This is a genomic window from Citrobacter sp. Cf125, assembly GCF_030333935.1.
Classification (GTDB): Bacteria; Pseudomonadota; Gammaproteobacteria; order Enterobacterales; family Enterobacteriaceae; genus Citrobacter; species Citrobacter freundii.
Map to the genome: position 1 here is coordinate 464,646 of NZ_JAOWEY010000023.1, position 24,363 is coordinate 489,008.

Sequence of the window (24,363 nt, forward strand, 5' to 3'; positions counted from 1 at the left end):
GTAAAATCGTCCTCAAACGTATTTCCTTGAGGACACAAAATGAGCAACATTCTGATTATCAACGGGGCGAAAAAATTCGGCCATTCTAATGGCCAACTGAATGACACCCTGACCGAGGTCGCGGACGGTATCCTGCGCGACCTCGGGCATGATGTTAAAGTCGTACGCGCGGACAGCGATTATGACGTAAAAACAGAAGTGCAGAATTTCGTCTGGGCCGATGCGGTTATCTGGCAGATGCCAGGCTGGTGGATGGGCGCACCGTGGACCGTGAAAAAATACATCGATGACGTGTTTACCGAAGGTCACGGCACGCTGTACGCCAGCGATGGCCGCACACGTTCAGATGCCTCTAAAAAATATGGCTCCGGCGGGCTGATTCAGGGCAAAAAATACATGCTGTCCCTGACCTGGAACGCACCGATGGAAGCCTTCACTGAAAAAGACCAGTTCTTCCATGGCGTTGGTGTTGATGGCGTCTATCTCCCGTTCCATAAAGCAAACCAGTTCCTGGGAATGGAAGCGCTGCCGACCTTTATCACCAATGATGTGATTAAAATGCCGGACGTCCCGCGCTATATCGCAGAATATCGCAAGCATCTGACCGAAATTTTTGGTTAACTGGTAACCTGGAATTAGAAGGAGTTAACCATGCTTACCGTTATTGCAGAAATCCGTACACGTCCAGGTCAACATCACCGCCAGGCGGTACTGGATCAGTTTGCTAAAATCGTTCCGACCGTACTGAAAGAAGAAGGCTGCCACGGCTATGCGCCGATGGTGGATCATGCCGCAGGTGTGAGTTTTCAGACCACAGCGCCAGATTCAATCGTGATGGTTGAGCAGTGGGAAAGCATCGCGCATCTTGAAGCGCATTTGCAGACCCCGCATATGAAAGCCTACAGCGAAGCCGTGAAAGGTGACGTGCTGGACATGAATATTCGAATTCTGGAGTCGGGTATTTAAGGTTGTCGATTTGCCGGATGAGGCGTTTTAGGCCACCATCCGGCATTCAACCGCAGCGCCACCGGGCACTCCTTACCAGTAGAGCTTCCAGCTCTGAGTGAAGCGCATTAACGCTTCAACGTAGAAATAATCCCCCCAACTTGCACACTCATCGACCCCTTTGTTGCTCGACAGGTGATACACCGAGTGTTTCAGTAGCCCGTTCCCCTGTTCATCTTTACCCATCAGATAATGCCTGGTCAGCGAAGACATGATCCCCATCGCCCACTGCTGGTAGCACTCGCGATCCGGATCGGTCACCGGCAGATGTTTAATCAGCTCCAGCAGACCACAGACGGCAATCGCCGCCGAAGATGAATCGCGCAGCGCATCGGTTCCGACTAATGCCAGATCCCAGTGGCAAACGGCATCTTCCGGCAGGCGATTAAGAAAGTAGTTGGCCAGCTTTTTCGACAGCTGCACCATTTGTGTATCGCCAGTGTAAATATAGCTCAGCAGAAAACCATAAATCCCCCATGCCTGCCCACGCGACCAGCAAGAATCATCAGCATAGCCCTGCTGCGTATTACCGTAACGCGGTGCGCCGGTTTGCACGTCCATATAGTAGGTGTGGAAGGTCGACGCATCCTGGCGGATCAGATATTTGGCTGCCTGCGCAACGTGGGCCTTCGCCGCATTCGCAAAACGCGGATCGCCCGTTTGCTCGCTAGCCCAGTACAGCAGCGGCAGATTCATATTGCAGTCAATGATCATCCGTCCTGCCTGATCGGGATCGCGAAGATCGCCCCACGCCTGGATGATCTGCGCCTTTTCATGAAAACGCTCCAACAGCGCTTCTGCCGCCATCAGGGAAAAACCTCGAGCATCGCGATTGCCGGTCAATCGCCAGGCCGCCACACAGGAAAGCGTGTAGAGGAATCCCAGGTCGTGGGTGTTGGTATCGTGGCGTCCGGCAATACGCAGACCAAACGAACGCACATGCTTCTCCGCCATCTCACGAAATTTGCTCTCACCACTCATTTCCCACGCCAGCCATAACTGCCCGGTCCAGAAGCTGGTCGTCCATTCCACATTCTCTGTCAGTGGGTAATAACCTTGCACACAGGTTTCGGCAGGAAATTGTTCACCGAATTCCGTTAAATGACGGCTAATCAATTCGAGGACATCTTCTCGGGCGCAACTTATTTGATCCTGAAAACTGCCGGGATTAACCGGACTGCCAGGAAATACGCGCAACGATTCCTCAACGATATGATTTAACATATTTCGGTTCCTTATGACGTAAATTATTTTGCAGGGGTATTTTCAGCAATATCGAGAGCGATATTTTTGCCACGTTTGCTCTGACAGGCTGATAAAGTAAATGCCGATATCAATGTAAAGGTCAGCGCCACAATGCCCATAATGATATATGTCTTCTCAAAGCCTATCCGGTCGTACATTAATCCGGCAGGAGAGGAAACCACCACGTTACCGACATACAGCATCGCCTGATAACCCAGTAAATACATGGTCGCATTGACACGTTTATCAAAATGCTCGGCAATATATTTGAAGACGGAAACCAGTAATAAACAGATCTCCAGGCCGTATAGCGGCTTCAGCACAGAAATTAATAAATGAGAGTCACATAGCCCAGATATCACCAATCGCGCGCCCACCAGCGCCCCAACAATCAGCAGACCACGCTTCGCGCCAATATAATTGACGAATAGCGGAATGACCATGTACATGACAAATTCCATTCCCGACTGCACGGTGCCCAGATAACCAAAGACGGCGTTCCCTTCATGTACATCGGCAAAGAAAGTGACGAAGTAGCGGGAGAACTGCTGCTCCGCGATAAACATCATCCACGCCACGCCCGCAACGTACAGGCAGAATGCCCAAAATTTGCGATTACGCAGCAGGGCGTAAACATCCGTCGGGGAGATTTTCTCTTTAGTTATCACCTCCGAGGCGTTGGCCGCATTGACATTGACTTTCAGACTCACCAGAACAACCAGCATCACCACTGACGTCAGGCTGCCGAGCATAAAGTTATAGGCCGGTGAGAGGTTAAACAGCAGGCCAGAGAACGATGACGCCACCGCCCAGCCAAGCGACCCCCACATACGGATCTGCCCAAACTCCATGCCGTTCAGACGGCTGTAGCGGTCAGAATAAGATTCACAGGCCGCCACCCCGGCATACCACGCAAAGCTCAAGTAAATCGCGCCAACTATAATACCCAGCATGGTATTGGAGAGTAATAATGGCTGATAGACATAAATAAAAAACGGTGCCATTAACGCTGACATCACTACGACGAAATAGAGCAGATATTTGCTCATACCTATTTTATCGAGGATATAACCATAAATAGGCTTCAGAATAACCGAGAAAATACCATTCACAGCAAATACGGTGCCAATCACTGTACCGCTCAACTGCGCTTTTTGCCCCAACCAGATAGCCAACAAACCAATACTTGCGGACCAGGTAAAGAAATAAAGGAATATAAAACTGCTTATTTTATAATATTCAGTCCGATTTCCCGTTGAATTATTTTTCATACCACCCTCGCTATAAAAAGAACGACAACTGGCGTGCACTTTCAGGTTGCTGAATAACAACCTGGTTATTGTTGATGGATAGCTGCGGAACGGCTGAGTACTGTCTTTGCTGCCCGCTGGCACTCACGGCGCAGCAAAGCCAGCTTTCGCCCTGCGGGATTTCGCTGGTCAACACAGGAATCGACGCACATTCAGGGAACATGATGCTACTGTTCGGCGGCGTGACCACGCTGTCTGGCTGGCGAACTATGGACGGCGACAGATCAACGATAACGCTGGTTCCGTTGCATGCCGCAAGGAGGCATCCACGCTCACATAACCGAGGCTCGGCTTTCATCACCGCAAATCCCCCTTCCACCGTTTGCAGCGTTCGCGCACTGTTAATACGGTGCAGGCGAAGATGCCATTCGCCAAACGGGACAAGCCAGGTCTCAATCATTACGTCATGCCAGGGAGACCAGCGGGACCAGATAAAATTCTCATCGACCCGAACCTCGTCGCACTGACGACGGCCACGATAGTAGCCATCGCCGTCCGCCAACAGCAGCATAGAGTCACAGGCCGCATGTTTGATGCCGTAACGGCCGCGCTCAATGGTGAAACCAAAGCGGCTGGAGTAGGCAAATTTGGTGTATTTGGCTTCGGTATTAACGTAGTTGTTCAGTTCAAGCTGGCCTGAGGTCAACATCATGACATGCTCAGAATGCTCACTATGCTGCAGGATCTGCGCAGCATGGGGGATAACGCGTTTTTCAACGAGTTGCGGTAGCGCCAGCTCTTCAGCCTGCCAGAATGGATGATCCTCCGGCAGTGCAAGAATCAAAAAAACCTTCAATGCCCAATAAGGCGATCCCGGCGAGTTGTAGTCTTCACACATCGCCAGATTCGGGTAGGCAAACCCCAGCGTCAGAATGCCATCACGATCGAAAATCGGCTGCTTCTGCCACCAGCGCAAATGACGCAGGATCACCCCTTTGATTATGCCTGGCGAAAGAACATCCAGTTCGGCAAACGCCACCGCGCTCCAGAAGGCAACCATGGCAAAGCGGTAGGTCAGGCTGCGGCCAAACGGCACCGATGCGCCGTCAGCGGCGGACAGGTAAATAAAATCTTCGGCAAACAAGCGCGAACGTTCACGCAGAACGACAGCGCGTTCGGTGTCATCCGGGCTGAGGGTGGCATACAACAGGCCGTAGAAGTGAAAAGCCATTGAGATGTAGTAATCTTTCGGTCGACCGGGACCATCGGAATACCAACCGTCACCAAGATAGTAGGCTTCCATCAGCTCAAAGCGGCGATCGATAGCTGCCTGATCGTAAGGCAGACCCGCACGCTTGAAACCAAGCTGAACGATAATCGCAAAGTAGTTCCAGTTGCTGTCCGGCATTTGCGAGTCGGTTATCTGATTCAGCCAGCGGTGCAGATTCTCGCGTTCGCTCAGGGAGAAATGCTGCGTTAATTGCGTCTGTAACAATGCCAGACCCAGGCCATAAGCAGCCATCTCAACCAGACGCTGATCGTAAGGACCGGTGTCTCCCCAGTAATGTGGGCTTTGTGGGTCAGTACCGAGTTTTATCGCCTGAATGTACTTTTCGGCAAACGGCACTTTAGCCCCGCCTGCCATCAGAGGAAATAGCCCCCACAACGCCCGGGAAAGCCCTTCCATACAGGCAATATCCGCGCTGTAGTGAGAACAGGTATTGCCAAGAGAAAACTGAGCCTGTCCCGCCGGAAACTGCCGATCCAGCGCACGTAAAATGGCGTTAACCGCACACGTTACGTCTTCGCGTGATGACAATGGATTTGATTTTTCTTCAGTTGCTGACCACATAATCTGCCCCTCTGAATTAAGTGGCTAAAGAATAGTGAATCGCAGAGCAGCAGAAATGTTACGTCAATCACAGCACCAGAATTAAAGTAAAACAGTGATTGAGAAAATTTAAAAATAGGGTTTATAAATTACCATTCGGCGGCAAAAATTTAAATTTATTGCACTATGACTTTATCCTCACCGCAAGAACGTCTGGAGCTGATCGCCCTTAATGATGCGGTTGCGTCGTTCAGCCGTTTATTCGCCAATACGGTGCGTTATCACCACTGGCATCAGTGTCTGGAAGTACTGTATGTGGAAGAAGGCTTTGGCGTGGTTACGGTTGACCATAAGCAATACACCATGCGACCGGGACGAATGTTCTTTTTCCCGCCGTTTACCCTACACAAGATCTGGGTCGATGAGCAGGCGCGGGATGGTTATCGACGTACCATTATTCATCTCGATCAACATGCGGTACTGAAGGTGTTGCGCGACTTGCCGCATACTCAACAGCATCTGCAAAATCTGAGCATTCGCGGCAGTGAAGCATGGGTCGTCGACGCGGCGGATGTTCATCCACATGTTGATTTTCTCTTCAGCCGTTATGAAAAAATGGCCGCTCAAAAACCGCTGAGCACTGAGCAGGTTGCCTGTCTGTTAGTCAATTTATTCAGCCTGTTACCCGACGATAATGGCAATATGCCGGAAATTAGCAGCGGAATTGCCAGTCAGGTGATGTTCTGGCTGGATGAACATTACACTCACAAATTTAGTCTGGCAGCGCTGGCGCAGGAACTGAATAAATCAAAAAGCTATGTATCCCGCCGCTTCCAGATGGAAACGGGCGAGAGCATTCTCGACTATCTCAATACGCTGCGGTTACGCAAAGCCTGTGAAGCGCTGTTACACAGTGAAATCAGCGTGCGGGAGATTGCCCAAAAGGTGGGATTTTCAGAGGTAACATACTTCATCAGCGCCTTCGGTAAAGGCATTGGCGAGACGCCGTTGCAGTATCGCAAGCGGCATAAACAATAACGCCGGAAAGCACGTTGCTTTTCCGGCATTCAACGGTCAATTAGCCTTCGAGATCCGCCAGGTCGCCTTTCTCTTGCAACCAGTTACGACGGTCTTCAGAACGCTTCTTGGCCAGCAGCATATCCATCATTGCGTTGGTGCGCTGATCGTCTTCATCATCGATAATGAGCTGCACCAGGCGACGGGTGTTCGGATCCAGCGTGGTTTCACGAAGCTGCATCGGGTTCATTTCACCCAGTCCTTTAAAGCGCTGCACGTTCGGCTTACCTTTCTTGCGCTTTAACTGCTCCAGTACGCCCGCTTTCTCTTCTTCCGTCAGCGCGTAATACACCTCTTTACCGAGGTCGATACGGTATAACGGCGGCAGCGCCACGTACACGTGACCGTGTTTCACCAGCGTGCGGAAGTGTTTCACAAACAGTGCGCACAGCAGCGTGGCGATGTGCAGACCATCGGAGTCCGCATCCGCCAGGATACAGATCTTACCGTAACGCAACTGGCTCAGATCGTCGCTGTCCGGATCGATACCGATCGCTACCGAAATATCGTGCACTTCCTGAGACGCCAGAACTTCATCAGAAGAGACTTCCCAGGTATTGAGGATCTTACCTTTGAGCGGCATGATCGCCTGATATTCACGATCGCGCGCCTGCTTGGCGGAACCACCTGCGGAGTCACCTTCGACGAGAAACAGTTCGGTGCGGTTAAGATCCTGTGCAGTACAGTCCGCCAGTTTACCCGGCAGCGCCGGACCGCTGGTCAGCTTTTTACGCACCACTTTTTTCGCCGCACGCAGACGACGCTGGGCGCTGGAAATCGCCATCTCAGCCAGCAGTTCGGCTGACTGTACGTTCTGGTTCAGCCACAGGCTGAAGGCATCTTTCACCACGCCAGAAACAAACGCCGCACACTGACGCGAAGAGAGGCGTTCTTTGGTTTGTCCGGCAAACTGCGGATCCTGCATTTTTACCGACAGCACGTAAGCACAGCGATCCCAGATATCTTCCGCCGACAGCTTCACGCCACGCGGCAAAATATTGCGGTATTCGCAGAACTCGCGCATCGCATCCAGCAGACCCTGACGCAGACCGTTGACGTGCGTCCCGCCCTGCATAGTTGGGATCAGGTTCACATAGCTTTCGGTCAGCAGCTCACCGCCTTCCGGCAGCCAGAGCAGCGCCCAGTCCACCGTCTCCGTCTCACCGCTGAAATTACCGATAAACGGTTTTTCCGGCAGAGTCGGTAGGCCATTCACCGCTTCGCTCAGATAGTCATTCAGACCATCCTGGTAGCACCAGCGCTGTTCGCTGTTGTTGACCTCATCCTTGAAGGTGATCTCAACGCCCGGGCACAGTACCGCTTTGGCTTTCAGTACGTGCGTTAAGCGCGAAACAGAAAAACGCGGGCTGTCAAAGAAGCTTTCATCCGGCCAGAAGTGCACGCTGGTCCCGGTATTGCGTTTGCCGCAGGTACCGACAACCTGTAAATCCTGCACTTTATCGCCATTCTCAAACGCGATGTTGTATACCTGCCCATCGCGGCGTACGTTCACTTCCACACGTTTGGACAGGGCGTTAACAACGGAGATCCCCACACCGTGCAGACCACCGGAGAATTGATAGTTCTTGTTGGAGAACTTGCCGCCCGCGTGCAGACGACAGAGGATCAGCTCAACCGCCGGAACGCCCTCTTCAGGGTGAATGTCTACTGGCATGCCGCGTCCGTCATCAATGACTTCCAGAGACTGGTCGGCATGTAAGATCACGTCCACGCGTTTCGCGTGGCCCGCCAGTGCTTCATCCACACTGTTATCAATCACTTCCTGTCCAAGATGGTTCGGACGGGTCGTATCGGTGTACATCCCAGGGCGACGGCGTACCGGCTCAAGCCCAGTGAGTACCTCAATGGCATCAGCGTTATAAGTTTGCGTCATGGTTTAAATAAGCAATTCGAATTGATCGTCAGAAACTGTGCAGTCCAAGGAAATCGACAATCGGGTTGAAATAATCTTCGAAGCCCGTGAATGCGTGGTTTCCGCCCTCAATAACTGTCTGACGGCAGGAGGCGTAATACGCCACCGCCTGGCGGTAGTCCAACACTTCATCGCCCGTTTGTTGGAGCAGCCAGATCAAATCCGGCGCTTCCAGCGGGTCAATCTGCATGACTTTAAGATCGTAAATATGGCGTGACTCTAGCACATATTGCTGCCCCGTGTAGGGGTTCTCGTTTTGACCGAGATAGTCGACCAGCAGTTCATAAGGCCGTACAGCAGGGTTCACCACCACTGCCGGCAGCATAAAACATTGCGACAGCCAGGTGGCGTAATAACCACCTAATGAGGAGCCGACAATCCCCAGCGACTCTCCGCCATGTTCAAGAATGATCGATTCCAGCATCTCTGCGGCCTGGGCCGGATACGGCGGCAACTGCGGTACGATCATCTCAACGTGCGGATGGTGCTCCGCCAACCAGTTTTTCAGCAAACACGCCTTCGCCGAACGAGGAGAGCTATTAAATCCGTGAAGATAGAGAAGCGTAGACATCAGTAGCCTTCTGAAGCGGTATCAGGGTGGAACCGATTACCCTGCAGACGACGTACCTGAGTCTGCAACGTCCCGTCAGCAAAAAGCTCCAGCGTCCGCCAGCCGGGGCTGATGGTATCCAATGTGAAGTTGGAACAGTGCGGCTTAAACTGCACGCAGGTCGACGGCGTCGCCAGCAGACGGCGTCCGTTCCAGTCCAGATCCAGTTCCTGATGAATATGCCCGCACAGCAGATACTTCACGCGTGAATAGTTCACCAGCACGTTATCCAGCTCAGCGGCATTGCGCAGGCTATGCTGATCGAGCCAGCTACAGCCCGCAGGCAGAGGATGATGATGCAGAAGCAGCAAGGTATTACGCTCTGGTGCATCAGCAAGTTTACGCTCCAGCCATTCGAGCTGGAATTCACTTAATTCACCGTGGGGAACGCCGAACACCTGGCTGTCGAGCAGCAAAATTTGCCACTGTTCGCCGATGAAAACACGCTTGGCAGGGGAAATTCCCGCATCCTGCAGCGCGCTGTACATTGCCGGCTGAAAATCGTGATTGCCCGGTAGCCAAACGCAGGGCGCACGAAAGCTTGCGATGCCCTCAGCAAAATGCTGATAGGCCGCAGCGGATTGATCCTGCGCCAAATCACCCGTCGCGACGATCAGATCGTACTCAGGCGACTCTGCATGTATGGCATCCAGTACGGATTGATAACTGTCCCAGGTATTCACACCCAGCAGCGTTTCATGCTTTTCGGCAAACAGGTGAGTGTCTGTAATTTGTAAGATCCTGACTCTGGCCTCACCAGCCAAAGGAAGGGTTAACAGGCTTTCCAAATGGTGTCCTTAGGTTTCACGACGCTAATAAACCGGAATCGCCATCGCTCCATGTGCTAAACAGTACCGTAGCCAGTCGGCCAGAAACTGATTAATTTGATGCTTTTCGTCGCGTTGATGCAACTTTTTATTTGGATAATCATACCGCGCTTTGAAGCGAAAGATCTGCTGACTTGAACACACTTCAGCCACCCTCGCGTCATGATACAGGCGCACGGTCAATGACGGCAGGCTCCAGTATGTGACGGCCGGCGCCGTTTGTTCGATCGCGACAAGCGTAGTGTATCGGGTCGATTCAACGATCGTTAACCGATATTGTGCGTTTGCTACCTGATAGCTCACTGTTTCACCGGCTGCATCATTACGTGGCAGCAGGCGGCGCAATTGCGAATAGTTGGTTTCGCACAGGCGCATCATTTCAGGAAAGTCAGGTGTGTAACGCTTCATTTTTTCCACTCAGTTTTTAACTCTTGATAGTGCAGCTGCAACCATTGCAAGGCGATGACAGAAGCCGCGTTGTCGATTTTCCCCTCTTCTACCCATTGATAAGCCTGCTCCCGGCTCACCACATGAACACGAATATCTTCGTTTTCATCAGCCAGACCATGAATTCCGCTCGCGGTCGTAGCGTCCACTTCGCCAACTAAAATAGACAGGCGCTCACTGGTGCCGCCAGGGCTTGCCAGATAGCTCAGAACGGGTTTCGTACGTTTAACGTCCAGTCCGGCTTCTTCCATCGCTTCACGACGGGCCACATCTTCAACAGTTTCGCCCTCTTCGATCATTCCGGCTACCATTTCCAGTAGCCACGGGCTTTCGCTGGTATCAAACGCCGCGATACGGATCTGCTCGACCAGTACAACTTCGTCCCGCTCAGGGTCAAAGGGTAGCAAGACTGCCGCGTGTCCGCGCTCAAAAATTTCGCGCTTTACCTCACCGCTCATACCACCGTTAAACAAGCGATGGCGGAACCGATAAAGATCCAGTGAAAAAAAACCGCGGTATAGCGTTTCTCGTGCAATAATTTCTACATCATTTTTAGTGAAAGTCATTGGCAAGTTGTCTGGTTTACGCATTGTGCTGTCCTGAAACCAATAGTGATTAAAATGTGAATTTCAAGGTCGTTTGACTGATGTTTGAACGCCCTTGTGTTAAATTGATGCAAATTAACGCCGTATGGCACGTAACGCCAACTTTTTGCAGTGGCGGATTCTGCTAGAATCAGCAAATATTTTTACAATTTGATCAGCGCTAAATACTGCTTCACAACAAGGAATGCAAATGAAGAAATTGCTCCCCATCCTTATCGGCCTGAGCCTGTCGGGGTTCAGTACTTTGAGCCAGGCAGAAAACCTGATGCAGGTTTATCAGCAAGCACGCCTGAGCAACCCGGAATTGCGTAAATCCGCCGCCGATCGCGATGCTGCATTCGAAAAAATTAACGAAGCGCGTAGTCCATTACTGCCGCAACTGGGTTTAGGTGCCGATTACACCTACAGCAATGGCTACCGTGATGCAAACGGCGTCAACTCCAATGCCACCAGCGCGTCATTACAATTGACTCAGACGCTGTTCGACATGTCTAAATGGCGTGCCCTGACGCTGCAAGAAAAATCAGCGGGCATCCAGGACGTAACGTATCAGACCGATCAGCAAACGCTGATCCTGAATACCGCTACGGCCTATTTTAACGTACTGAACGCGATTGATGTGCTGTCTTACACCCAGGCACAGAAAGATGCGGTTTATCGTCAGTTAGATCAGACCACTCAGCGTTTTAACGTTGGTCTGGTCGCCATCACTGACGTGCAGAACGCCCGTTCACAATACGACACCGTGCTGGCGAACGAAGTGACCGCGCGTAACAATCTGGATAACGCGGTAGAACAGCTGCGTCAGGTGACCGGTAACTATTACCCGGAACTGGCTTCGCTGAACGTTGATGGTTTCAAAACCAACAAACCGCAGGCGGTGAATGCGCTACTGAAAGAAGCGGAAAACCGCAACCTGACTTTGTTGCAGGCGCGTTTAAGCCAGGATCTGGCGCGTGAGCAGATTCGTCAGGCACAGGATGGTCACTTACCAACGCTGGATTTAACCGCCTCTACCGGGGTATCTGACACCTCGTACAGCGGATCTAAAACCAACAGCTCCCAGTATGACGACAGCAACATGGGCCAGAACAAAATCGGTCTGAGCTTCTCGCTGCCGCTGTACCAGGGCGGGATGGTTAACTCGCAGGTGAAACAAGCGCAGTACAACTTTGTTGGCGCGAGTGAACAACTGGAAAGCGCACACCGCAGCGTGGTGCAGACCGTTCGTTCTTCATTCAACAACATTAATGCTTCTATTAGTAGCATTAACGCGTACAAACAAGCGGTTGTCTCTGCTCAAAGCTCATTGGATGCGATGGAAGCCGGTTATTCCGTAGGTACACGTACCATTGTGGATGTGTTGGATGCCACCACCACGCTGTACAACGCCAAGCAACAACTGGCAAATGCGCGTTATACCTATCTTATCAATCAGTTAAACGTCAAATCTGCGCTCGGTACGCTGAACGAGCAGGATTTGGTGGCACTGAACAATACGCTGGGTAAACCGGTATCCACAACGCCGGATACCGTGGCACCGCAAAATCCACAACAAGATGCCGCCGTGAATGACTTTAACGGCACTGGCAATTTGCCTGCGGCTCAGCCGACAGCAGCACGTTCAACCAGCAGCAACGGCAACAACCCGTTCCGTAACTGATGCTGATGACGGGGCTTCGGCCCCGTCTGAACGTAAGACAACGTAAAGATCCGCCCCTTCCTGCGCATTCTCGCCTCTTCCCGCTTCAATTTCGACCAGTCATCCTCTATCCTGAGCATTATTTACTGTGTTTACCACTGGGTCCTGGAAGACAAAAATGAAACGGACAAAATCTATACATCACGCCTCGTTCCGCAAAAGCTGGAGCGCGCGCCATCTGACTCCTGTCGCCCTGGCAGTTACCGCAGTGTTTATGCTCGCGGGCTGTGAAAAGAGTGACGAAACGGTTTCGCTTTATCAGAACGCTGACGACTGCTCTGCAGCGAATCCAGGTAAAAGCGCCGAATGTACTACCGCGTTTAACAATGCGCTGAAAGAAGCTGAACGTACCGCGCCAAAATACGCCACTCGTGAAGACTGTATCGCTGAATTCGGCGAAGGCCAGTGCCAGCAGGCTCCTGCGCAAGCAGGTATGGCGCCGACCGGTGAAGGTCAGGCTCAGGCGCAGAATCAAAGCAGCGGCAGCTTCTGGATGCCACTGATGGCAGGCTACATGATGGGCCGACTGATGGGTGGCGGAATGGGCGCTCAGCAACCGCTGTTTAGCTCGAAAAACCCAGCCAGCCCGGCTTACGGCAAATACACAGATGCCAGCGGTAAAAACTACGGCGCAGCAACGCCGGGTCGCACCATGACCGTACCGAAAACCGCTATGGCACCGAAACCAGCCACCACCTCTACCGTAACCCGCGGCGGATTTGGTGAGTCTGTGGCCAAACAGAGCACCATGCAGCGTAGCGCAAGCGGCACCACCACACGTTCAATGGGTGGCTGATCGTCATGGAAAGAGTCAGTATTGTTGAGCGCCCGGACTGGCGCGATAAAGCCACCGAATACGGTTTTAATTTTCACACTATGTACGGCGAGCCGTACTGGTGTGAAGACGCGTACTACAAACTCACCCTTGCTCAGGTTGAAAAGCTGGAAGAGGTCACCGCAGAGCTGCATCAAATGTGCCTCAAAGTGGTGGAAAAGGTCATTGCCAGCGATGAGCTGATGACCAAGTTTCGCATTCCGAAGCATACCTGGGGTTTTGTCCGCCAGTCCTGGCTGACACAGCAACCGTCGCTCTATTCACGTCTCGATCTGGCGTGGGATGGAACCGGTGAACCCAAACTGCTGGAAAACAACGCTGATACGCCAACCTCGCTGTACGAAGCCGCGTTTTTCCAGTGGATCTGGCTGGAAGATCAGCTCAATGCGGGCAACCTGCCGGAAGGCAGCGATCAGTTCAACAGTCTGCAGGAAAAGCTTATCGAGCGTTTCACCGAGCTGCGTGAACAGTATGGTTTTCAACTGCTACATCTGACCTGCTGTCGTGATACGGTGGAAGATCGCGGTACGATCCAGTATCTGCAGGATTGTGCGGCCGAAGCAGAGATCGCTACAGAATTCCTCTATGTAGAAGATATTGGTCTTGGTGAAAAAGGCCAATTCACCGATATGCAGGATCAGGTGATCGCTAACCTGTTCAAGCTCTATCCGTGGGAATTCATGCTGCGTGAAATGTTCTCCACCAAGCTGGAAGACGCTGGCGTTCGCTGGCTGGAACCCGCCTGGAAGAGCATTATTTCCAATAAAGCACTGTTACCGCTGTTATGGGAAATGTTCCCGAATCATCCGAACCTTCTGCCAGCATATTTCGCCGAAGACGACTACCCGCAGATGGATAAATTCGTTGTCAAACCGATCTTCTCGCGCGAGGGAGCTAACGTCTCCATCATTGAGAACGGTAAAACGATCGAATCCGTGGAAGGACCGTACGGTGAAGAAGGTATGATCGTGCAGCAGTTCCATCAGCTACCGAAGTTTGGCGACAGCTATATGCTGATTGGCAGCTGGCTGATCAACGATCAACCCGCAGGGATCGGCATTCGTGAAGACCGTGCGTTGATCACGCAGGATCTTTCACGTTTCTATCCGCATATTTTTGTCGAATGATTGAGAGTGCCGGGTGGCGGCTCCGCCTTACCCGGCCTACGGCACGAACTTAATGCCCGATAAGCGTAGCGCCATCGGGCGTTCATCACCCAACCTGCACCGACAACATACTTAAACTTCCCATCTCGATACCATCTACAGGGATCGTAACAGACTCTTTACCATCCCATGCCCCGAGAACATACAGCAGCGGCAGATAGTGATCTGGCGTCGGGTTCGACAACGATCCACCTTCATGATCGAGATAGTTCACCAGCGGGTGCTGCTCAACCGGTCCCTGCCAGGTCAGGTTAGCCTTAACATAATCATTGAATGAGGTTGCCCACGGATATGGCGTGTTCTCACCGTGCCAACGCGCAGTACGCAGGTTATGCACCACGTTACCACTGGCCACCAGCATAATACCCTCATCACGCAGTGCCGCCAGCTTGCGGCCCATCTCAAAATGCCAGGCCGCCGGTTTTGTACTATCGATGCTTAACTGCACCATCGGGATGTCGGCATTCGGGTACATCTTGATCAGTACGCCCCAGGAACCGTGGTCAAAACCCCACGCTTCTTTGTCTAACGCGACGGGTACAGGAGCAAGTAAATCAACCAGGTGCTGCGCCAGTTCTGGCGAGCCCGGAGCCGGGTAATGGGTGTCATACAGCGCTTGCGGAAAACCGCCGAAATCGTGGATCGTTTTAGGCGCTTCCATCGCTGTCACACCCGTTCCACGGGTGAACCAGTGCGCCGAGACCACCACAATGGCTTTCGGACGCGGCAACGTTTCCCCCAGTTGCTGCCAGGCACGGGTATAAACGTTATCTTCCAGAACATTCATCGGGCTACCGTGGCCCAAAAACAATGCTGGCATACGAGTTGAAGACATGATGATATCCTTACTGAGGGAGTCATTTTGATACCATTACAATACGCTTATTCGGTTGATGAAGAACTCAGATAACCATGATGAAGATCATCAGTTATTTTGACGATCCAGTCCGGAAAGCAGATTGATAAGGAGTTTTATTTGTCGATGTCAGTACCTTTACTTCTGACTTTACTGGCAGGTGCCGCCACGTTTATCGGCGCATTTCTCGGCGTGTTAGGGCAAAAGCCTTCCAACCGCGTTCTCGCCTTTTCTTTAGGCTTCGCTGCCGGGATTATGCTACTGATCTCTCTAATGGAAATGCTACCTGCTGCGCTGGCCGCTGAAGGCATGTCGCCAGTGCTAGGCTACGGAATGTTTATCGTCGGCTTGCTGGGCTACTTTGGCCTAGACCGTCTATTGCCGCACGCGCACCCTCAGGATCTGGTACAAAAAACAACGCAGCCTCTACCCGGATCCATTAAACGCACCGCGATTTTATTAACGCTCGGCATCAGCCTGCACAATTTTCCGGAAGGGATTGCGACGTTTGTTACCGCCAGCAGCAACCTCGAGCTGGGCTTTGGTATTGCGCTTGCCGTCGCATTACACAATATTCCAGAAGGATTAGCCGTTGCAGGTCCGGTCTATGCAGCAACGGGCTCCAAACGTACGGCGATATTCTGGGCCGGGATCTCGGGCATGGCAGAAATACTGGGCGGCGTACTGGCGTGGTTAATTCTGGGGAGTCTCATCTCGCCTGTGGTGATGGCGGCAATAATGGCGGCAGTCGCGGGTATTATGGTGGCGCTGTCAGTCGATGAATTGATGCCACTGGCAAAAGAGATCGACCCAAATAATAATCCCAGCTATGGGGTCCTGTGCGGAATGTCGGTGATGGGGTTAAGTCTCGTCATCCTCCAGTCCATGGGAATCGGATAATCCAGAGGGCGGATGCCACCCTGCTATTTTACAGCATCCGCTCATCCATAGCAGAACGTGAAGGACTATTTCTGTTCCTTAATCACGCTGTTATCTTCACCAGAACGTCGGAAGAGTTTGTTTCGCGCCTCAAGCAATGCGTCTCTGTCTTGTCGGAATGCCCGACAATAACGCTTCATATGGCAATAATAACCCAATGCAACGAGTGCAATTAATACGATCCAATACCAGGCAATAAACATTCTTTTACCCTTAACATTTAACATCATTAAACATTTAACGTTAAAATTTTACATAAACTTATTCTGACATACCCCTATAGTGGCATATTTCAGAAACAAATATATGATTTCGATCATATAAACCAGCAGCTATGCCAATAGCTAAAACAGTTATAAAAAATAAAACTCTGTCGACGAGATCACACTAAGCAATAATAAACATTGTCCTTAAAATACCTCACTCATACTATCCAGAAAACAATAAAAATTAGATTTTGTAGAATAATACACTTCATCAATATTTATATACCCACAATAAAAGTGACATCAGTAGTACCATTTTCATTTTTAGCCATATCGTAAAAACATAATATATTCAGTGGAATTATATTTAAAGTTAATATAAGGAGATATATCCATGTTTAGACAATACCGAAAAACACTTCTCGCTGGCACACTCGCACTGACGTTTGGATTAACCGCTGGAAATTCGTTTGCCGCAGGTTTTCAACCCGCTCAACCTGCGGGAAAACTGGGGGCAATAGTGGTTGACCCATACGGAAACGCCCCGCTTACCGCACTGGTTGAATTAGATAGTCACGTTATTTCAGATGTTAAAGTCACCGTTCATGGTAAAGGTGAAAAAGGGATTCCTGTGACATATGCCGTGGGCAAAGAGTCACTCGCTACCTACGATGGCATACCTATTTTTGGCCTTTATCAAAAGTTTGCCAATAAGGTCACCGTTGAATATAAAGAAAATGGCAAAGCCATGAAGGATGATTATGTGGTGCAAACGTCCGCCATCGTTAATCACTACATGGATAACCGTTCTATTTCCGATTTACAGCAAACGAAAGTTATTAAGGTAGCGCCTGGCTTTGAAGACCGTCTCTATCTGGTGAATACCCATACTTTCACCCCACAGGGGGCAGAATTCCACTGGCATGGGGAAAAAGACAAAAATGCCGGCATCCTGGATGCAGGTCCAGCCGGTGGCGCATTACCTTTTGATATCGCACCCTTTACCTTTGTCGTCGATACGGAAGGTGAATATCGTTGGTGGCTGGATCAAGATGCCTTTTACGATGGCCATGACATGGATATCAATAAGCGCGGTTACTTGATGGGTATCCGGGAAACGCCGCGCGGCACCTTCACAGCCGTTCAGGGTCAGCATTGGTACGAATTCGATATGATGGGGCAGATTCTGGCCGATCATAAGCTACCGCGCGGCTTCCTCGACGCGTCGCATGAATCGATCGAAACAATCAACGACACCGTGTTGCTTCGCGTGGGCAAACGCGATTATCGCAAAGAAGATGGCATCCATGTGCAAACCATCCGCGATCAGATAATTGAAGTAGACAAGTCCGGTCGTGTGGTTGATGTGTGGGATCTGACAAAGATACTCGATCCGATGCGTGATGCGCTTTTGGGTGCACTGGACGCAGGCGCGGTATGCGTCAACGTTGACCTCGCTCATGCCGGTCAACAGGCGAAACTGGAGCCAGATACTCCTTACGGTGACGCCCTCGGAGTGGGTGCAGGTCGTAACTGGGCGCACGTTAACTCCATTGCCTATGATGCCAAAGATGACTCCATTATTATCTCTTCCCGCCATCAGGGTGTTGTCAAAATCGGTCGCGATAAACAGGTGAAGTGGATTCTGGCACCGTCTAAAGGCTGGAATAAAGCGCTGGCAAGCAAGCTGTTAAAACCGGTTGATGATAAGGGCAACGAGCTAAAATGTGACGAAAACGGTAAGTGCGAGAATACTGATTTCGATTTTACCTACACCCAACACACCGCATGGCTCTCGAGCAAAGGGACATTAACCATCTTTGACAACGGCGATGGTCGTGGGCTCGAACAACCGGCATTGCCGACGATGAAATATTCCCGTTTCGTCGAATATAAAGTTGACGAGAAAAAAGGAACCGTTCAGCAAATTTGGGAATACGGCAAAGAACGCGGTTACGATTTCTATAGTCCCATCACCTCGGTTATCGAATATCAGAAAGACCGTGACACCATGTTTGGCTTTGGTGGCTCAATTAATTTATTTGACGTTGGGCAACCAACCATCGGCAAGATCAACGAAATTGATTATAAGACCAAAGAAGTCAAAGTTGAGATTGATGTTCTTTCAGATAAGCCGAACCAAACTCACTACCGTGCATTACTGGTCCGCCCACAACACATGTTTAAATAATCGCGTTAGATTAAGGATTAATTATGTCATCTAAATGGATTACTTCATTATTTAAAAGCGTGATATTAACCGCCGCACTTGCCTCGTCGTTTGCCGCCTCCGCTTTTACAGAAGGCACTGATTATATGGTTTTAGAGAAACCGATTCCTAATGCTGATAAGACGTTATTAAAAGTATTCAGCTACGCCTGTCCGTTCTGTTACAAATATGATAAAGCCGTGACTGGCCCGGTTTCTGAAAAAGTGGCCGATCTCGTCACCTTCACACCATTTCATCTGGAAACCAAAGGGGAATATGGTAAACAGGCCAGTGAAGTTTTTGCAGTAATGATTGCTAAAGATCAGGCAGCAGGGATTTCATTATTTGATACCAAATCACAGTTCAAAAAAGCGAAATTCGCTTATTACGCTGCTTACCACGACAAGAAAGAGCGCTGGTCAGATGGTAAAGATCCGGCCGCATTCATTAAAACAGGCCTGGATGCTGCAGGCATGAGCCAGGCAGATTTTGACGCCGCGCTGCAAGATCCCACCGTTCAGCAAACGCTGGAGAAATGGAAAGCGGCATACGACGTCGCCAAAATTCAGGGGGTTCCGGCTTACGTCGTTAACGGTAAATACCTGATCTACACCAAGAGTATCAAATCCATTGACTCCATGGCTGAGCTTGTCAGAGAGCTGGCAACAAAATAAACAGGGACGAGGCTATGGTTTTCATAAAAGGATTGTGGCGGGACTTACGTACCACGCCGGTTGATACGCTGGTGAGATGGCAGGAACGGCGCTTTCTGTGGCTACTGATGGCCTGCGCGATGGGCGGGTTAATAATATTGGCCCACTCGTTTTTCCAAATCTATCTCTACATGGCCCCCTGCGAGCAGTGTGTCTACATTCGCTTTGCCATGTTTGTGATGGTTTTCGGTGGATTGATCGCGGCAATAAACCCTAAAAATGTTGTTCTGAAGCTTATTGGCTGCATTGCGGCATTTTACGGCAGCATCATGGGCATTAAGTTTTCGCTCAAACTCAATGATATTCATCATGCGGTACATAGCCCGGATTCGCTGTTTGGCGTCCAGGGGTGTTCCACCGATCCGACATTCCCTTTCAATTTGCCGCTGGCAAACTGGGCTCCGGAGTGGTTTAAACCCACTGGAGATTGCGGCTATGATGCCCCCATAGTGCCTGATGGCGTGGCACTCAGCAGTACGCAAAAGTGGTTTATCGATCTATACCAACAGTCTGAAGGCTGGTATCTGCTTCCACCGTGGCAATTTATGAACATGGCGCAGGCATGCCTGCTAGCCTTTGGCTTATGTTTATTGCTGTTGGTGATAATGAGCGGCGCATGGGCATTGAAACTGGCCAGGGCCAAATAATTTGAGCAAAAATAAAAAAACCGAAGCCTGGAAGATGGCTTCGGTTTTTTATGCTTACCACAACTAACGTGGTAATAGTCTATTAGCTGGCTTTGCGCTCGTGCGCCTGACGGTAAGCCACCAGGTCTTCGATAGTCACCACCGCCATATTATGCTTGCCGGCAAATTCGATGCACTCTGGCGCTCGCGCCATGGTGCCATCGTCGTTGGTCAGTTCGCACAGCACGCCTGCCGGTTTAAACCCTGCCAGCGTCATCAGGTCGATGGTCGCTTCAGTATGACCACCGCGGGTCAACACGCCGCCAGCCTGAGCACGCAGCGGGAAAACGTGCCCCGGACGGTTAAGATCGGAAGGTTTGGCGCCATCCTTAATTGCCGCACGCACCGTAGTCACACGGTCCGCAGCGGAAACACCGGTGGTCACGCCCTCTGCTGCTTCAATGGTCACGGTAAAACCGGTGCCGTAAGCGCTGGTATTATTTTCCACCATCATTGGCAGATCGAGCTGTTTTCGTCGGTCTTCAGTGATGCACAGGCAAACAATACCGCTACCGTGACGGATGGTCAGCGCCATCTGTTCTACGGTCATGGTTTCTGCCGGGAAAATCATATCACCTTCGTTTTCGCGATCTTCATCGTCAAGCACCATCACACCGCGTCCTTCACGCAGCGCAGACAGCGCATGTTCAACACGTTCGAAAGCCGTACCAAAAGAGGAAAGTAGCGTCTGATTCATGGTAAAAAAACCTCACTAAAATTATGGTTACCAGAATCAGGGCAGTCTTAGGAGTACCGTCTAAGCGGCAAAAAAATAACGTGAGCGGGTCCATGCCCGACTGGATCGTTACTCTCTCCCATCCGGACTCTAACCGTCGGCCCCGGAATTACACCGGATCTGCTGACCTTTTTGCCGTAACAAAAAGCGCTCGCGGGCTTTCAACATCAGTTGATTTACCGCCGGTGGGGAATTTCGCCCCGCCCTGAGAATAAGCGGGTTAACTATAACGCTATTGATTACCTTCATCAACGCCTTTACTCGTCTTAGCTTCACACAATTCTGGTTTATGCCTGTGCCAGTTCGCACTACAATAGGCAGCAACACGTACCAGTTCAGGGAAACCACAATGATTGACCCGAAAAAAATTGAGCAGATTGCTCGTCAGGTTCACGAGTCGATGCCGAAAGGGATCCGCGAGTTTGGCGAAGACGTCGAGAAGAAAATTCGTCAAACGCTGCAGTCACAGCTGACCCGTCTGGATCTGGTAAGCCGTGAAGAATTCGATGTACAGACTCAGGTTTTATTGCGCACACGTGAAAAGCTGGCGCTGCTTGAGCAACGTCTGACTGAGCTGGAATCGCGTGAAAAAACGGCAGAAGTTAAACCTGCCCCCGCGATCCCGTCAGTCGATCCGCAAGAGTAAAACAACAACGGGCCGCAAGGCCCGTTTTTCTGTTAGTGTTCCAGTTCTAGCTTCCTGGCTTCCGTCGCCTGCTGGCAGTACAGCGCATAGCGTTTGCAAAACCAGCTACGATGTTCTTCATCCATGTTCCCGGTTATCGCCTGGATATCAACGGGATGGCCCTCAGCCTGCATTCTGGCAAAACTACGGGCCAGGAAATCGAAATTGTTCATTGAATACATATTGCTGTTCATGAGCATACCCTCCAGTTATTGAATATCTGCTAAGGCCATATGCTTTTTCTAATTTCAGTATTTCCCTGGATACGAAGTTATTCTGTACATATTGTGCGCAAAAAAACCGCCTGCTTCACAGTTTCCTACGAAATCTAAGAGGGGGATGAGCCCCTTTTCGGATTAAAGACCAGGGTAACGCATGTTATTGTAACGTCATGTAAAAGTAAGAGGTAAAACCATTACTTTTGACACGGACAGGGAACGCAGTAACAGGAGGAAACAACTTGGTATTATTCACGGATTACAACAGCCCCTACCTGTTTGCTATTTCATTTGTACTGTTGATTGGCCTACTGGAAATCATCTCTCTTATTTTTGGCCATTTTCTTTCAGGTGCGCTTGATGCTCACCTCGAACATTACGATGCCCTGACTTCCGGCAATATCGGCCAGGCGCTTCACTATCTCAATATCGGGCGGATCCCGGCACTGATCGTGCTGTGTTTACTCGCTGGCTTCTTTGGACTCTTCGGTATCCTCCTTCAGCATGGCTGGGTCACGCTGTGGCAAGCACCGCTCAGCAACCTGCTGCTTGCTCCGGTGAGTTTTATTCTTGCCGTCTTCGCCGTGCATTACAGCGGAAAAATCATTGCTCCCTGGCTGCCGCGGGATGAAACCACCGCCCTCGCTGAAGATGAATTTATCGGCAGCATGGCGATTATTACCGGACATTCCGCAAGTGCCGGAACCCCCTGCGAAGGCAAATTTACCGATAAGTTCGGGCAGACTCACTATGTGCTGCTGGAGCCTGAAGCGGGCAAAGAATTCAAAAAAGGAGACAAGGTGCTGATTATCTGCCGACTCTCCGCAACGCGTTACCTGGCCGAGCTAAACCCCTGGCCGACTGTTTTATAATTTTATACAGAGGGATCTTATAGATGGATGATGTTTTTGGCATGTTACCTTCATGGATGTTTACCGCCATTGTGGCGGTGGTCGTCTTAGTAATTATCGGGATTATTTTTGCCCGCCTGTATCGCCGCGCATCTGCTGAACAGGCGTTTGTGCGTACCGGCCTTGGTGGACAAAAAGTGGTGATGAGCGGCGGCGCAATTGTCATGCCTATCTTCCACGAAATTATTCCTATCAACATGAACACCCTCAAACTTGAGGTGAGCCGTTCAACTGTCGACAGTCTCATCACCAAAGACCGTATGCGCGTGGATGTCGTCGTCGCCTTTTTCGTGCGTGTAAAACCGTCTGTTGAAGGGATTGCTACCGCCGCACAGACGCTGGGACAGCGGACGCTGTCACCAGAGGATTTACGTGTGCTAATAGAAGATAAGTTTGTTGATGCCCTACGTGCCACTGCGTCGCAGATGACCATGCATGAACTGCAGGATACGCGTGAAAACTTCGTTCAGGGCGTACAAAATACCGTCGCGGAAGACCTGTCCAAAAACGGCCTGGAACTGGAGAGCGTTTCACTCACCAACTTTAACCAGACCGAAAAAGTCCATTTCAACCCGAATAACGCCTTTGATGCCGAGGGTCTGACCAAGCTGACCCAGGAAACAGAACGCCGTCGTCGCGAACGTAACGAAGTCGAGCAGGACGTAGAAGTTGCCGTTCGTGAGAAAAACCGTGATGCGCTGGCACGCAAGCTGGAAATCGAACAGCAGGAAGCCTTCATGACTCTCGAGCAGGAGCAGCAGGTGAAGACCCGCACGGCCGAGCAAAACGCCAAAATTGCCGCCTTCGAAGCCGAACGTCATCGTGAAGCTGAGCAGACGCGCATTCTTGCTGAACGCCAGATTCAGGAAACAGAAATCGAGCGTGAACAGGCGGTGCGTTCCAGAAAAGTCGAGGCCGAGCGTGAAGTTCGCATTAAAGAAATCGAACAACAGCAGGTAACGGAGATCGCCAACCAGACCAAGTCCATCGCTATTGCCGCCAAGTCTGAACAGCAGTCTCAGGCTGAAGCACGCGCTAACGATGCGCTAGCCGAAGCGGTTCGCGCCCAGCAGAACGTAGAAACCACCCGCCAGACCGCAGAAGCGGATCGTGCCAAACAGGTGGCGTTGATTGCCGCTGCACAGGATGCAGAAACCCAGGCGGTTGAACTGACCGTCCGGGCAAAAGCGGAAAAAGAAGCTGCAGAATTGCAGGCGGCAGCAATTGTTGAACTGGCCGAAGCCACGCGGAAAAAAGGTCTGGCGGAAGCCGAAGCCCAGCGTGCGCTGAACGATGCCATCAACGTGCTTTCCGACGAACAGACCAGTCTGAAATTTAAGCTGGCCCTGCTGCAGTCCCTGCCAGCAGTCATTGAGAAATCCGTTGAGCCAATGAAGTCTATCGATGGGATCAAGATTATCCAGGTTGATGGTCTGAATCGTGGCGGCGCCGTCGGTGAAGTGACCGCAGGTAACGTAACCGGAGGGAATCTGGCTGAGCAGGCATTATCCGCCGCCCTTGCCTATCGTACACAAGCGCCGCTGATTGACTCGCTGTTAAATGAAATTGGTTTGTCCGGCGGTTCGCTGTCGGCACTGGCCGATCCGCTGAAAAACAGTCCACAGCCTGTTGAGAAAACGACTGAAGAATAAGAAACAGAAATGCCGGATG

At 51.0% G+C, this 24,363-nt stretch carries 24 protein-coding genes and 1 riboswitch; of the genes, 13 read left to right on the plus strand and 11 right to left on the minus strand.

All coding sequences use genetic code 11. The features are described 5' to 3' along the window. The first annotated feature begins 39 nt into the window (after positions 1 to 39). A complete protein-coding gene (locus tag OGV89_RS12630; RefSeq protein WP_003838153.1) occupies positions 40 to 621 on the plus strand; it encodes an NAD(P)H-dependent oxidoreductase in 582 nt (193 codons plus the stop codon). A gap of 30 nt (positions 622 to 651) precedes the next feature. Next, the gene (locus OGV89_RS12635) at positions 652 to 966 is read left to right on the plus strand and encodes a putative quinol monooxygenase (RefSeq protein WP_003024557.1); all 315 of its coding nucleotides are present in this window, start codon (positions 652 to 654) and stop codon (positions 964 to 966) included. A 72-nt stretch (positions 967 to 1,038) separates the two neighbouring features. On the opposite strand, the gene OGV89_RS12640 is transcribed toward OGV89_RS12635, so the two are convergent. Genes OGV89_RS12640 through OGV89_RS12650 form a run of 3 tightly spaced genes read right to left on the minus strand, consistent with a single transcriptional unit; the run spans position 1,039 to position 5,352 of the window. Further along, on the minus strand, positions 1,039 to 2,229 hold the full coding sequence (locus OGV89_RS12640; RefSeq protein ID WP_003846324.1) for a glycoside hydrolase family 88 protein: 1,191 nt from the start codon (positions 2,227 to 2,229) through the stop codon (positions 1,039 to 1,041). Between the two features lie 23 nt (positions 2,230 to 2,252). After that, a complete protein-coding gene (locus tag OGV89_RS12645) occupies positions 2,253 to 3,521 on the minus strand; it encodes an oligosaccharide MFS transporter (RefSeq protein WP_048232794.1) in 1,269 nt (422 codons plus the stop codon). A 10-nt stretch (positions 3,522 to 3,531) separates the two neighbouring features. Beyond that, positions 3,532 to 5,352: a DUF2264 domain-containing protein gene (locus OGV89_RS12650; RefSeq protein WP_049002559.1), complete on the minus strand. Its 1,821-nt coding sequence runs from the start codon at positions 5,350 to 5,352 to the stop codon at positions 3,532 to 3,534. A gap of 165 nt (positions 5,353 to 5,517) precedes the next feature. On the opposite strand from OGV89_RS12650, the gene OGV89_RS12655 reads away from it, so the two are divergent. Then, complete coding sequence (locus tag OGV89_RS12655) at positions 5,518 to 6,369, plus strand: helix-turn-helix transcriptional regulator (protein ID WP_046670287.1); 852 nt, start codon at positions 5,518 to 5,520, stop codon at positions 6,367 to 6,369. A gap of 40 nt (positions 6,370 to 6,409) precedes the next feature. On the opposite strand, the gene parE is transcribed toward OGV89_RS12655, so the two are convergent. From parE to nudF, 5 genes are read right to left on the minus strand one after another with little or no spacing between them, the layout of a single operon-like run. Beyond that, entirely contained in the window at positions 6,410 to 8,302 is a 1,893-nt protein-coding gene (gene parE, locus OGV89_RS12660) for a DNA topoisomerase IV subunit B (RefSeq protein ID WP_003024571.1), read from the minus strand. 28 nt (positions 8,303 to 8,330) lie between these two features. Then, a complete protein-coding gene (gene yqiA, locus OGV89_RS12665) occupies positions 8,331 to 8,912 on the minus strand; it encodes an esterase YqiA (protein ID WP_003024575.1) in 582 nt (193 codons plus the stop codon). Continuing rightward, on the minus strand, positions 8,912 to 9,739 hold the full coding sequence (gene cpdA / locus OGV89_RS12670; RefSeq protein WP_057063118.1) for a 3',5'-cyclic-AMP phosphodiesterase: 828 nt from the start codon (positions 9,737 to 9,739) through the stop codon (positions 8,912 to 8,914). The genes yqiA and cpdA overlap by 1 nt, the downstream gene beginning before the upstream one ends. Positions 9,740 to 9,763: 24 nt before the next feature. Further along, positions 9,764 to 10,186, minus strand: a complete 423-nt coding sequence (locus OGV89_RS12675) for a DUF1249 family protein (RefSeq protein WP_003024582.1) — start codon at positions 10,184 to 10,186, stop codon at positions 9,764 to 9,766. Beyond that, positions 10,183 to 10,815 carry an ADP-ribose diphosphatase gene (gene nudF, locus OGV89_RS12680; protein WP_003024585.1) on the minus strand — a complete coding sequence of 211 codons (633 nt, stop codon included), beginning with the start codon at positions 10,813 to 10,815 and terminating at the stop codon, positions 10,183 to 10,185. The genes OGV89_RS12675 and nudF overlap by 4 nt, the downstream gene beginning before the upstream one ends. 199 nt (positions 10,816 to 11,014) lie before the next feature. On the opposite strand from nudF, the gene tolC reads away from it, so the two are divergent. The 3 genes from tolC to OGV89_RS12695 all read left to right on the plus strand — a co-directional run bounded on the left by tolC (position 11,015) and on the right by OGV89_RS12695 (position 14,494). Next, positions 11,015 to 12,493: an outer membrane channel protein TolC gene (tolC, locus tag OGV89_RS12685; protein ID WP_085951568.1), complete on the plus strand. Its 1,479-nt coding sequence runs from the start codon at positions 11,015 to 11,017 to the stop codon at positions 12,491 to 12,493. A gap of 157 nt (positions 12,494 to 12,650) precedes the next feature. Then, positions 12,651 to 13,328 (plus strand): DUF1190 family protein, encoded by a 678-nt coding sequence (locus OGV89_RS12690; RefSeq protein ID WP_003024591.1) that lies wholly within the window; start codon positions 12,651 to 12,653, stop codon positions 13,326 to 13,328. A 5-nt stretch (positions 13,329 to 13,333) separates the two neighbouring features. Further along, positions 13,334 to 14,494 carry a glutathionylspermidine synthase family protein gene (locus OGV89_RS12695; RefSeq protein WP_003024594.1) on the plus strand — a complete coding sequence of 387 codons (1,161 nt, stop codon included), beginning with the start codon at positions 13,334 to 13,336 and terminating at the stop codon, positions 14,492 to 14,494. An 85-nt stretch (positions 14,495 to 14,579) separates the two neighbouring features. Here the strand turns inward: OGV89_RS12695 and ygiD are convergent, their stop codons facing one another. Then, on the minus strand, positions 14,580 to 15,368 hold the full coding sequence (gene ygiD, locus OGV89_RS12700; RefSeq protein ID WP_003846311.1) for a 4,5-DOPA-extradiol-dioxygenase: 789 nt from the start codon (positions 15,366 to 15,368) through the stop codon (positions 14,580 to 14,582). Positions 15,369 to 15,515: 147 nt separating this feature from the next. On the opposite strand from ygiD, the gene zupT reads away from it, so the two are divergent. From zupT to dsbI, 4 genes are all read left to right on the plus strand, one after another. Then, positions 15,516 to 16,289 (plus strand): zinc transporter ZupT, encoded by a 774-nt coding sequence (gene zupT / locus OGV89_RS12705; protein WP_003024600.1) that lies wholly within the window; start codon positions 15,516 to 15,518, stop codon positions 16,287 to 16,289. A 639-nt stretch (positions 16,290 to 16,928) separates the two neighbouring features. Next, positions 16,929 to 18,725, plus strand: a complete 1,797-nt coding sequence (gene assT / locus OGV89_RS12715; RefSeq protein ID WP_286558707.1) for an arylsulfate sulfotransferase AssT — start codon at positions 16,929 to 16,931, stop codon at positions 18,723 to 18,725. 23 nt (positions 18,726 to 18,748) lie between these two features. Continuing rightward, positions 18,749 to 19,417: a thiol:disulfide interchange protein DsbA/DsbL gene (locus tag OGV89_RS12720; protein ID WP_003846306.1), complete on the plus strand. Its 669-nt coding sequence runs from the start codon at positions 18,749 to 18,751 to the stop codon at positions 19,415 to 19,417. Positions 19,418 to 19,431: 14 nt separating this feature from the next. Beyond that, entirely contained in the window at positions 19,432 to 20,103 is a 672-nt protein-coding gene (gene dsbI, locus OGV89_RS12725) for a protein-disulfide oxidoreductase DsbI (RefSeq protein WP_003838131.1), read from the plus strand. Between the two features lie 82 nt (positions 20,104 to 20,185). Here the strand turns inward: dsbI and ribB are convergent, their stop codons facing one another. Then, positions 20,186 to 20,839, minus strand: coding sequence for a 3,4-dihydroxy-2-butanone-4-phosphate synthase (gene ribB, locus OGV89_RS12730; protein WP_003838130.1), 654 nt, complete (start codon positions 20,837 to 20,839; stop codon positions 20,186 to 20,188). 106 nt (positions 20,840 to 20,945) lie between these two features. Beyond that, a riboswitch (FMN riboswitch) is annotated at positions 20,946 to 21,095 on the minus strand. Positions 21,096 to 21,227: 132 nt separating this feature from the next. On the opposite strand from ribB, the gene ubiK reads away from it, so the two are divergent. Further along, a complete protein-coding gene (gene ubiK / locus OGV89_RS12735; RefSeq protein ID WP_003024618.1) occupies positions 21,228 to 21,524 on the plus strand; it encodes a ubiquinone biosynthesis accessory factor UbiK in 297 nt (98 codons plus the stop codon). A gap of 32 nt (positions 21,525 to 21,556) precedes the next feature. On the opposite strand, the gene glgS is transcribed toward ubiK, so the two are convergent. Beyond that, complete coding sequence (glgS, locus tag OGV89_RS12740; RefSeq protein ID WP_019077704.1) at positions 21,557 to 21,763, minus strand: cell surface composition regulator GlgS; 207 nt, start codon at positions 21,761 to 21,763, stop codon at positions 21,557 to 21,559. A 260-nt stretch (positions 21,764 to 22,023) separates the two neighbouring features. Here glgS and OGV89_RS12745 point away from each other — a divergent pair, with 260 nt between their 5' ends. Both OGV89_RS12745 and OGV89_RS12750 read left to right on the plus strand, forming a co-directional pair. Further along, entirely contained in the window at positions 22,024 to 22,653 is a 630-nt protein-coding gene (locus tag OGV89_RS12745; RefSeq protein WP_003024624.1) for an OB-fold-containig protein, read from the plus strand. Between the two features lie 23 nt (positions 22,654 to 22,676). Then, on the plus strand, positions 22,677 to 24,344 hold the full coding sequence (locus OGV89_RS12750; RefSeq protein ID WP_003838127.1) for a flotillin family protein: 1,668 nt from the start codon (positions 22,677 to 22,679) through the stop codon (positions 24,342 to 24,344). The last annotated feature ends 19 nt before the right edge of the window (positions 24,345 to 24,363 follow it).

What these genes read in the sequence shown, in the direction of transcription:
- OGV89_RS12630 (WP_003838153.1), top strand. Translation starts at nt 40, where the DNA reads ATGAGCAACATTCTGATTATCAACGGGGCGAAAAAATTCGGCCATTCT.
- OGV89_RS12635 (WP_003024557.1), top strand. Translation starts at nt 652, where the DNA reads ATGCTTACCGTTATTGCAGAAATCCGTACACGTCCAGGTCAACATCAC.
- OGV89_RS12640 (WP_003846324.1), bottom strand. Translation starts at nt 2,229, where the DNA reads ATGTTAAATCATATCGTTGAGGAATCGTTGCGCGTATTTCCTGGCAGT.
- OGV89_RS12645 (WP_048232794.1), bottom strand. Translation starts at nt 3,521, where the DNA reads ATGAAAAATAATTCAACGGGAAATCGGACTGAATATTATAAAATAAGC.
- OGV89_RS12650 (WP_049002559.1), bottom strand. Translation starts at nt 5,352, where the DNA reads ATGTGGTCAGCAACTGAAGAAAAATCAAATCCATTGTCATCACGCGAA.
- OGV89_RS12655 (WP_046670287.1), top strand. Translation starts at nt 5,518, where the DNA reads ATGACTTTATCCTCACCGCAAGAACGTCTGGAGCTGATCGCCCTTAAT.
- parE (WP_003024571.1), bottom strand. Translation starts at nt 8,302, where the DNA reads ATGACGCAAACTTATAACGCTGATGCCATTGAGGTACTCACTGGGCTT.
- yqiA (WP_003024575.1), bottom strand. Translation starts at nt 8,912, where the DNA reads ATGTCTACGCTTCTCTATCTTCACGGATTTAATAGCTCTCCTCGTTCG.
- OGV89_RS12675 (WP_003024582.1), bottom strand. Translation starts at nt 10,186, where the DNA reads ATGAAGCGTTACACACCTGACTTTCCTGAAATGATGCGCCTGTGCGAA.
- nudF (WP_003024585.1), bottom strand. Translation starts at nt 10,815, where the DNA reads ATGCGTAAACCAGACAACTTGCCAATGACTTTCACTAAAAATGATGTA.
- tolC (WP_085951568.1), top strand. Translation starts at nt 11,015, where the DNA reads ATGCAAATGAAGAAATTGCTCCCCATCCTTATCGGCCTGAGCCTGTCG.
- OGV89_RS12690 (WP_003024591.1), top strand. Translation starts at nt 12,651, where the DNA reads ATGAAACGGACAAAATCTATACATCACGCCTCGTTCCGCAAAAGCTGG.
- OGV89_RS12695 (WP_003024594.1), top strand. Translation starts at nt 13,334, where the DNA reads ATGGAAAGAGTCAGTATTGTTGAGCGCCCGGACTGGCGCGATAAAGCC.
- ygiD (WP_003846311.1), bottom strand. Translation starts at nt 15,368, where the DNA reads ATGTCTTCAACTCGTATGCCAGCATTGTTTTTGGGCCACGGTAGCCCG.
- zupT (WP_003024600.1), top strand. Translation starts at nt 15,516, where the DNA reads ATGTCAGTACCTTTACTTCTGACTTTACTGGCAGGTGCCGCCACGTTT.
- assT (WP_286558707.1), top strand. Translation starts at nt 16,929, where the DNA reads ATGTTTAGACAATACCGAAAAACACTTCTCGCTGGCACACTCGCACTG.
- OGV89_RS12720 (WP_003846306.1), top strand. Translation starts at nt 18,749, where the DNA reads ATGTCATCTAAATGGATTACTTCATTATTTAAAAGCGTGATATTAACC.
- dsbI (WP_003838131.1), top strand. Translation starts at nt 19,432, where the DNA reads ATGGTTTTCATAAAAGGATTGTGGCGGGACTTACGTACCACGCCGGTT.
- ribB (WP_003838130.1), bottom strand. Translation starts at nt 20,839, where the DNA reads ATGAATCAGACGCTACTTTCCTCTTTTGGTACGGCTTTCGAACGTGTT.
- ubiK (WP_003024618.1), top strand. Translation starts at nt 21,228, where the DNA reads ATGATTGACCCGAAAAAAATTGAGCAGATTGCTCGTCAGGTTCACGAG.
- glgS (WP_019077704.1), bottom strand. Translation starts at nt 21,763, where the DNA reads ATGCTCATGAACAGCAATATGTATTCAATGAACAATTTCGATTTCCTG.
- OGV89_RS12750 (WP_003838127.1), top strand. Translation starts at nt 22,677, where the DNA reads ATGGATGATGTTTTTGGCATGTTACCTTCATGGATGTTTACCGCCATT.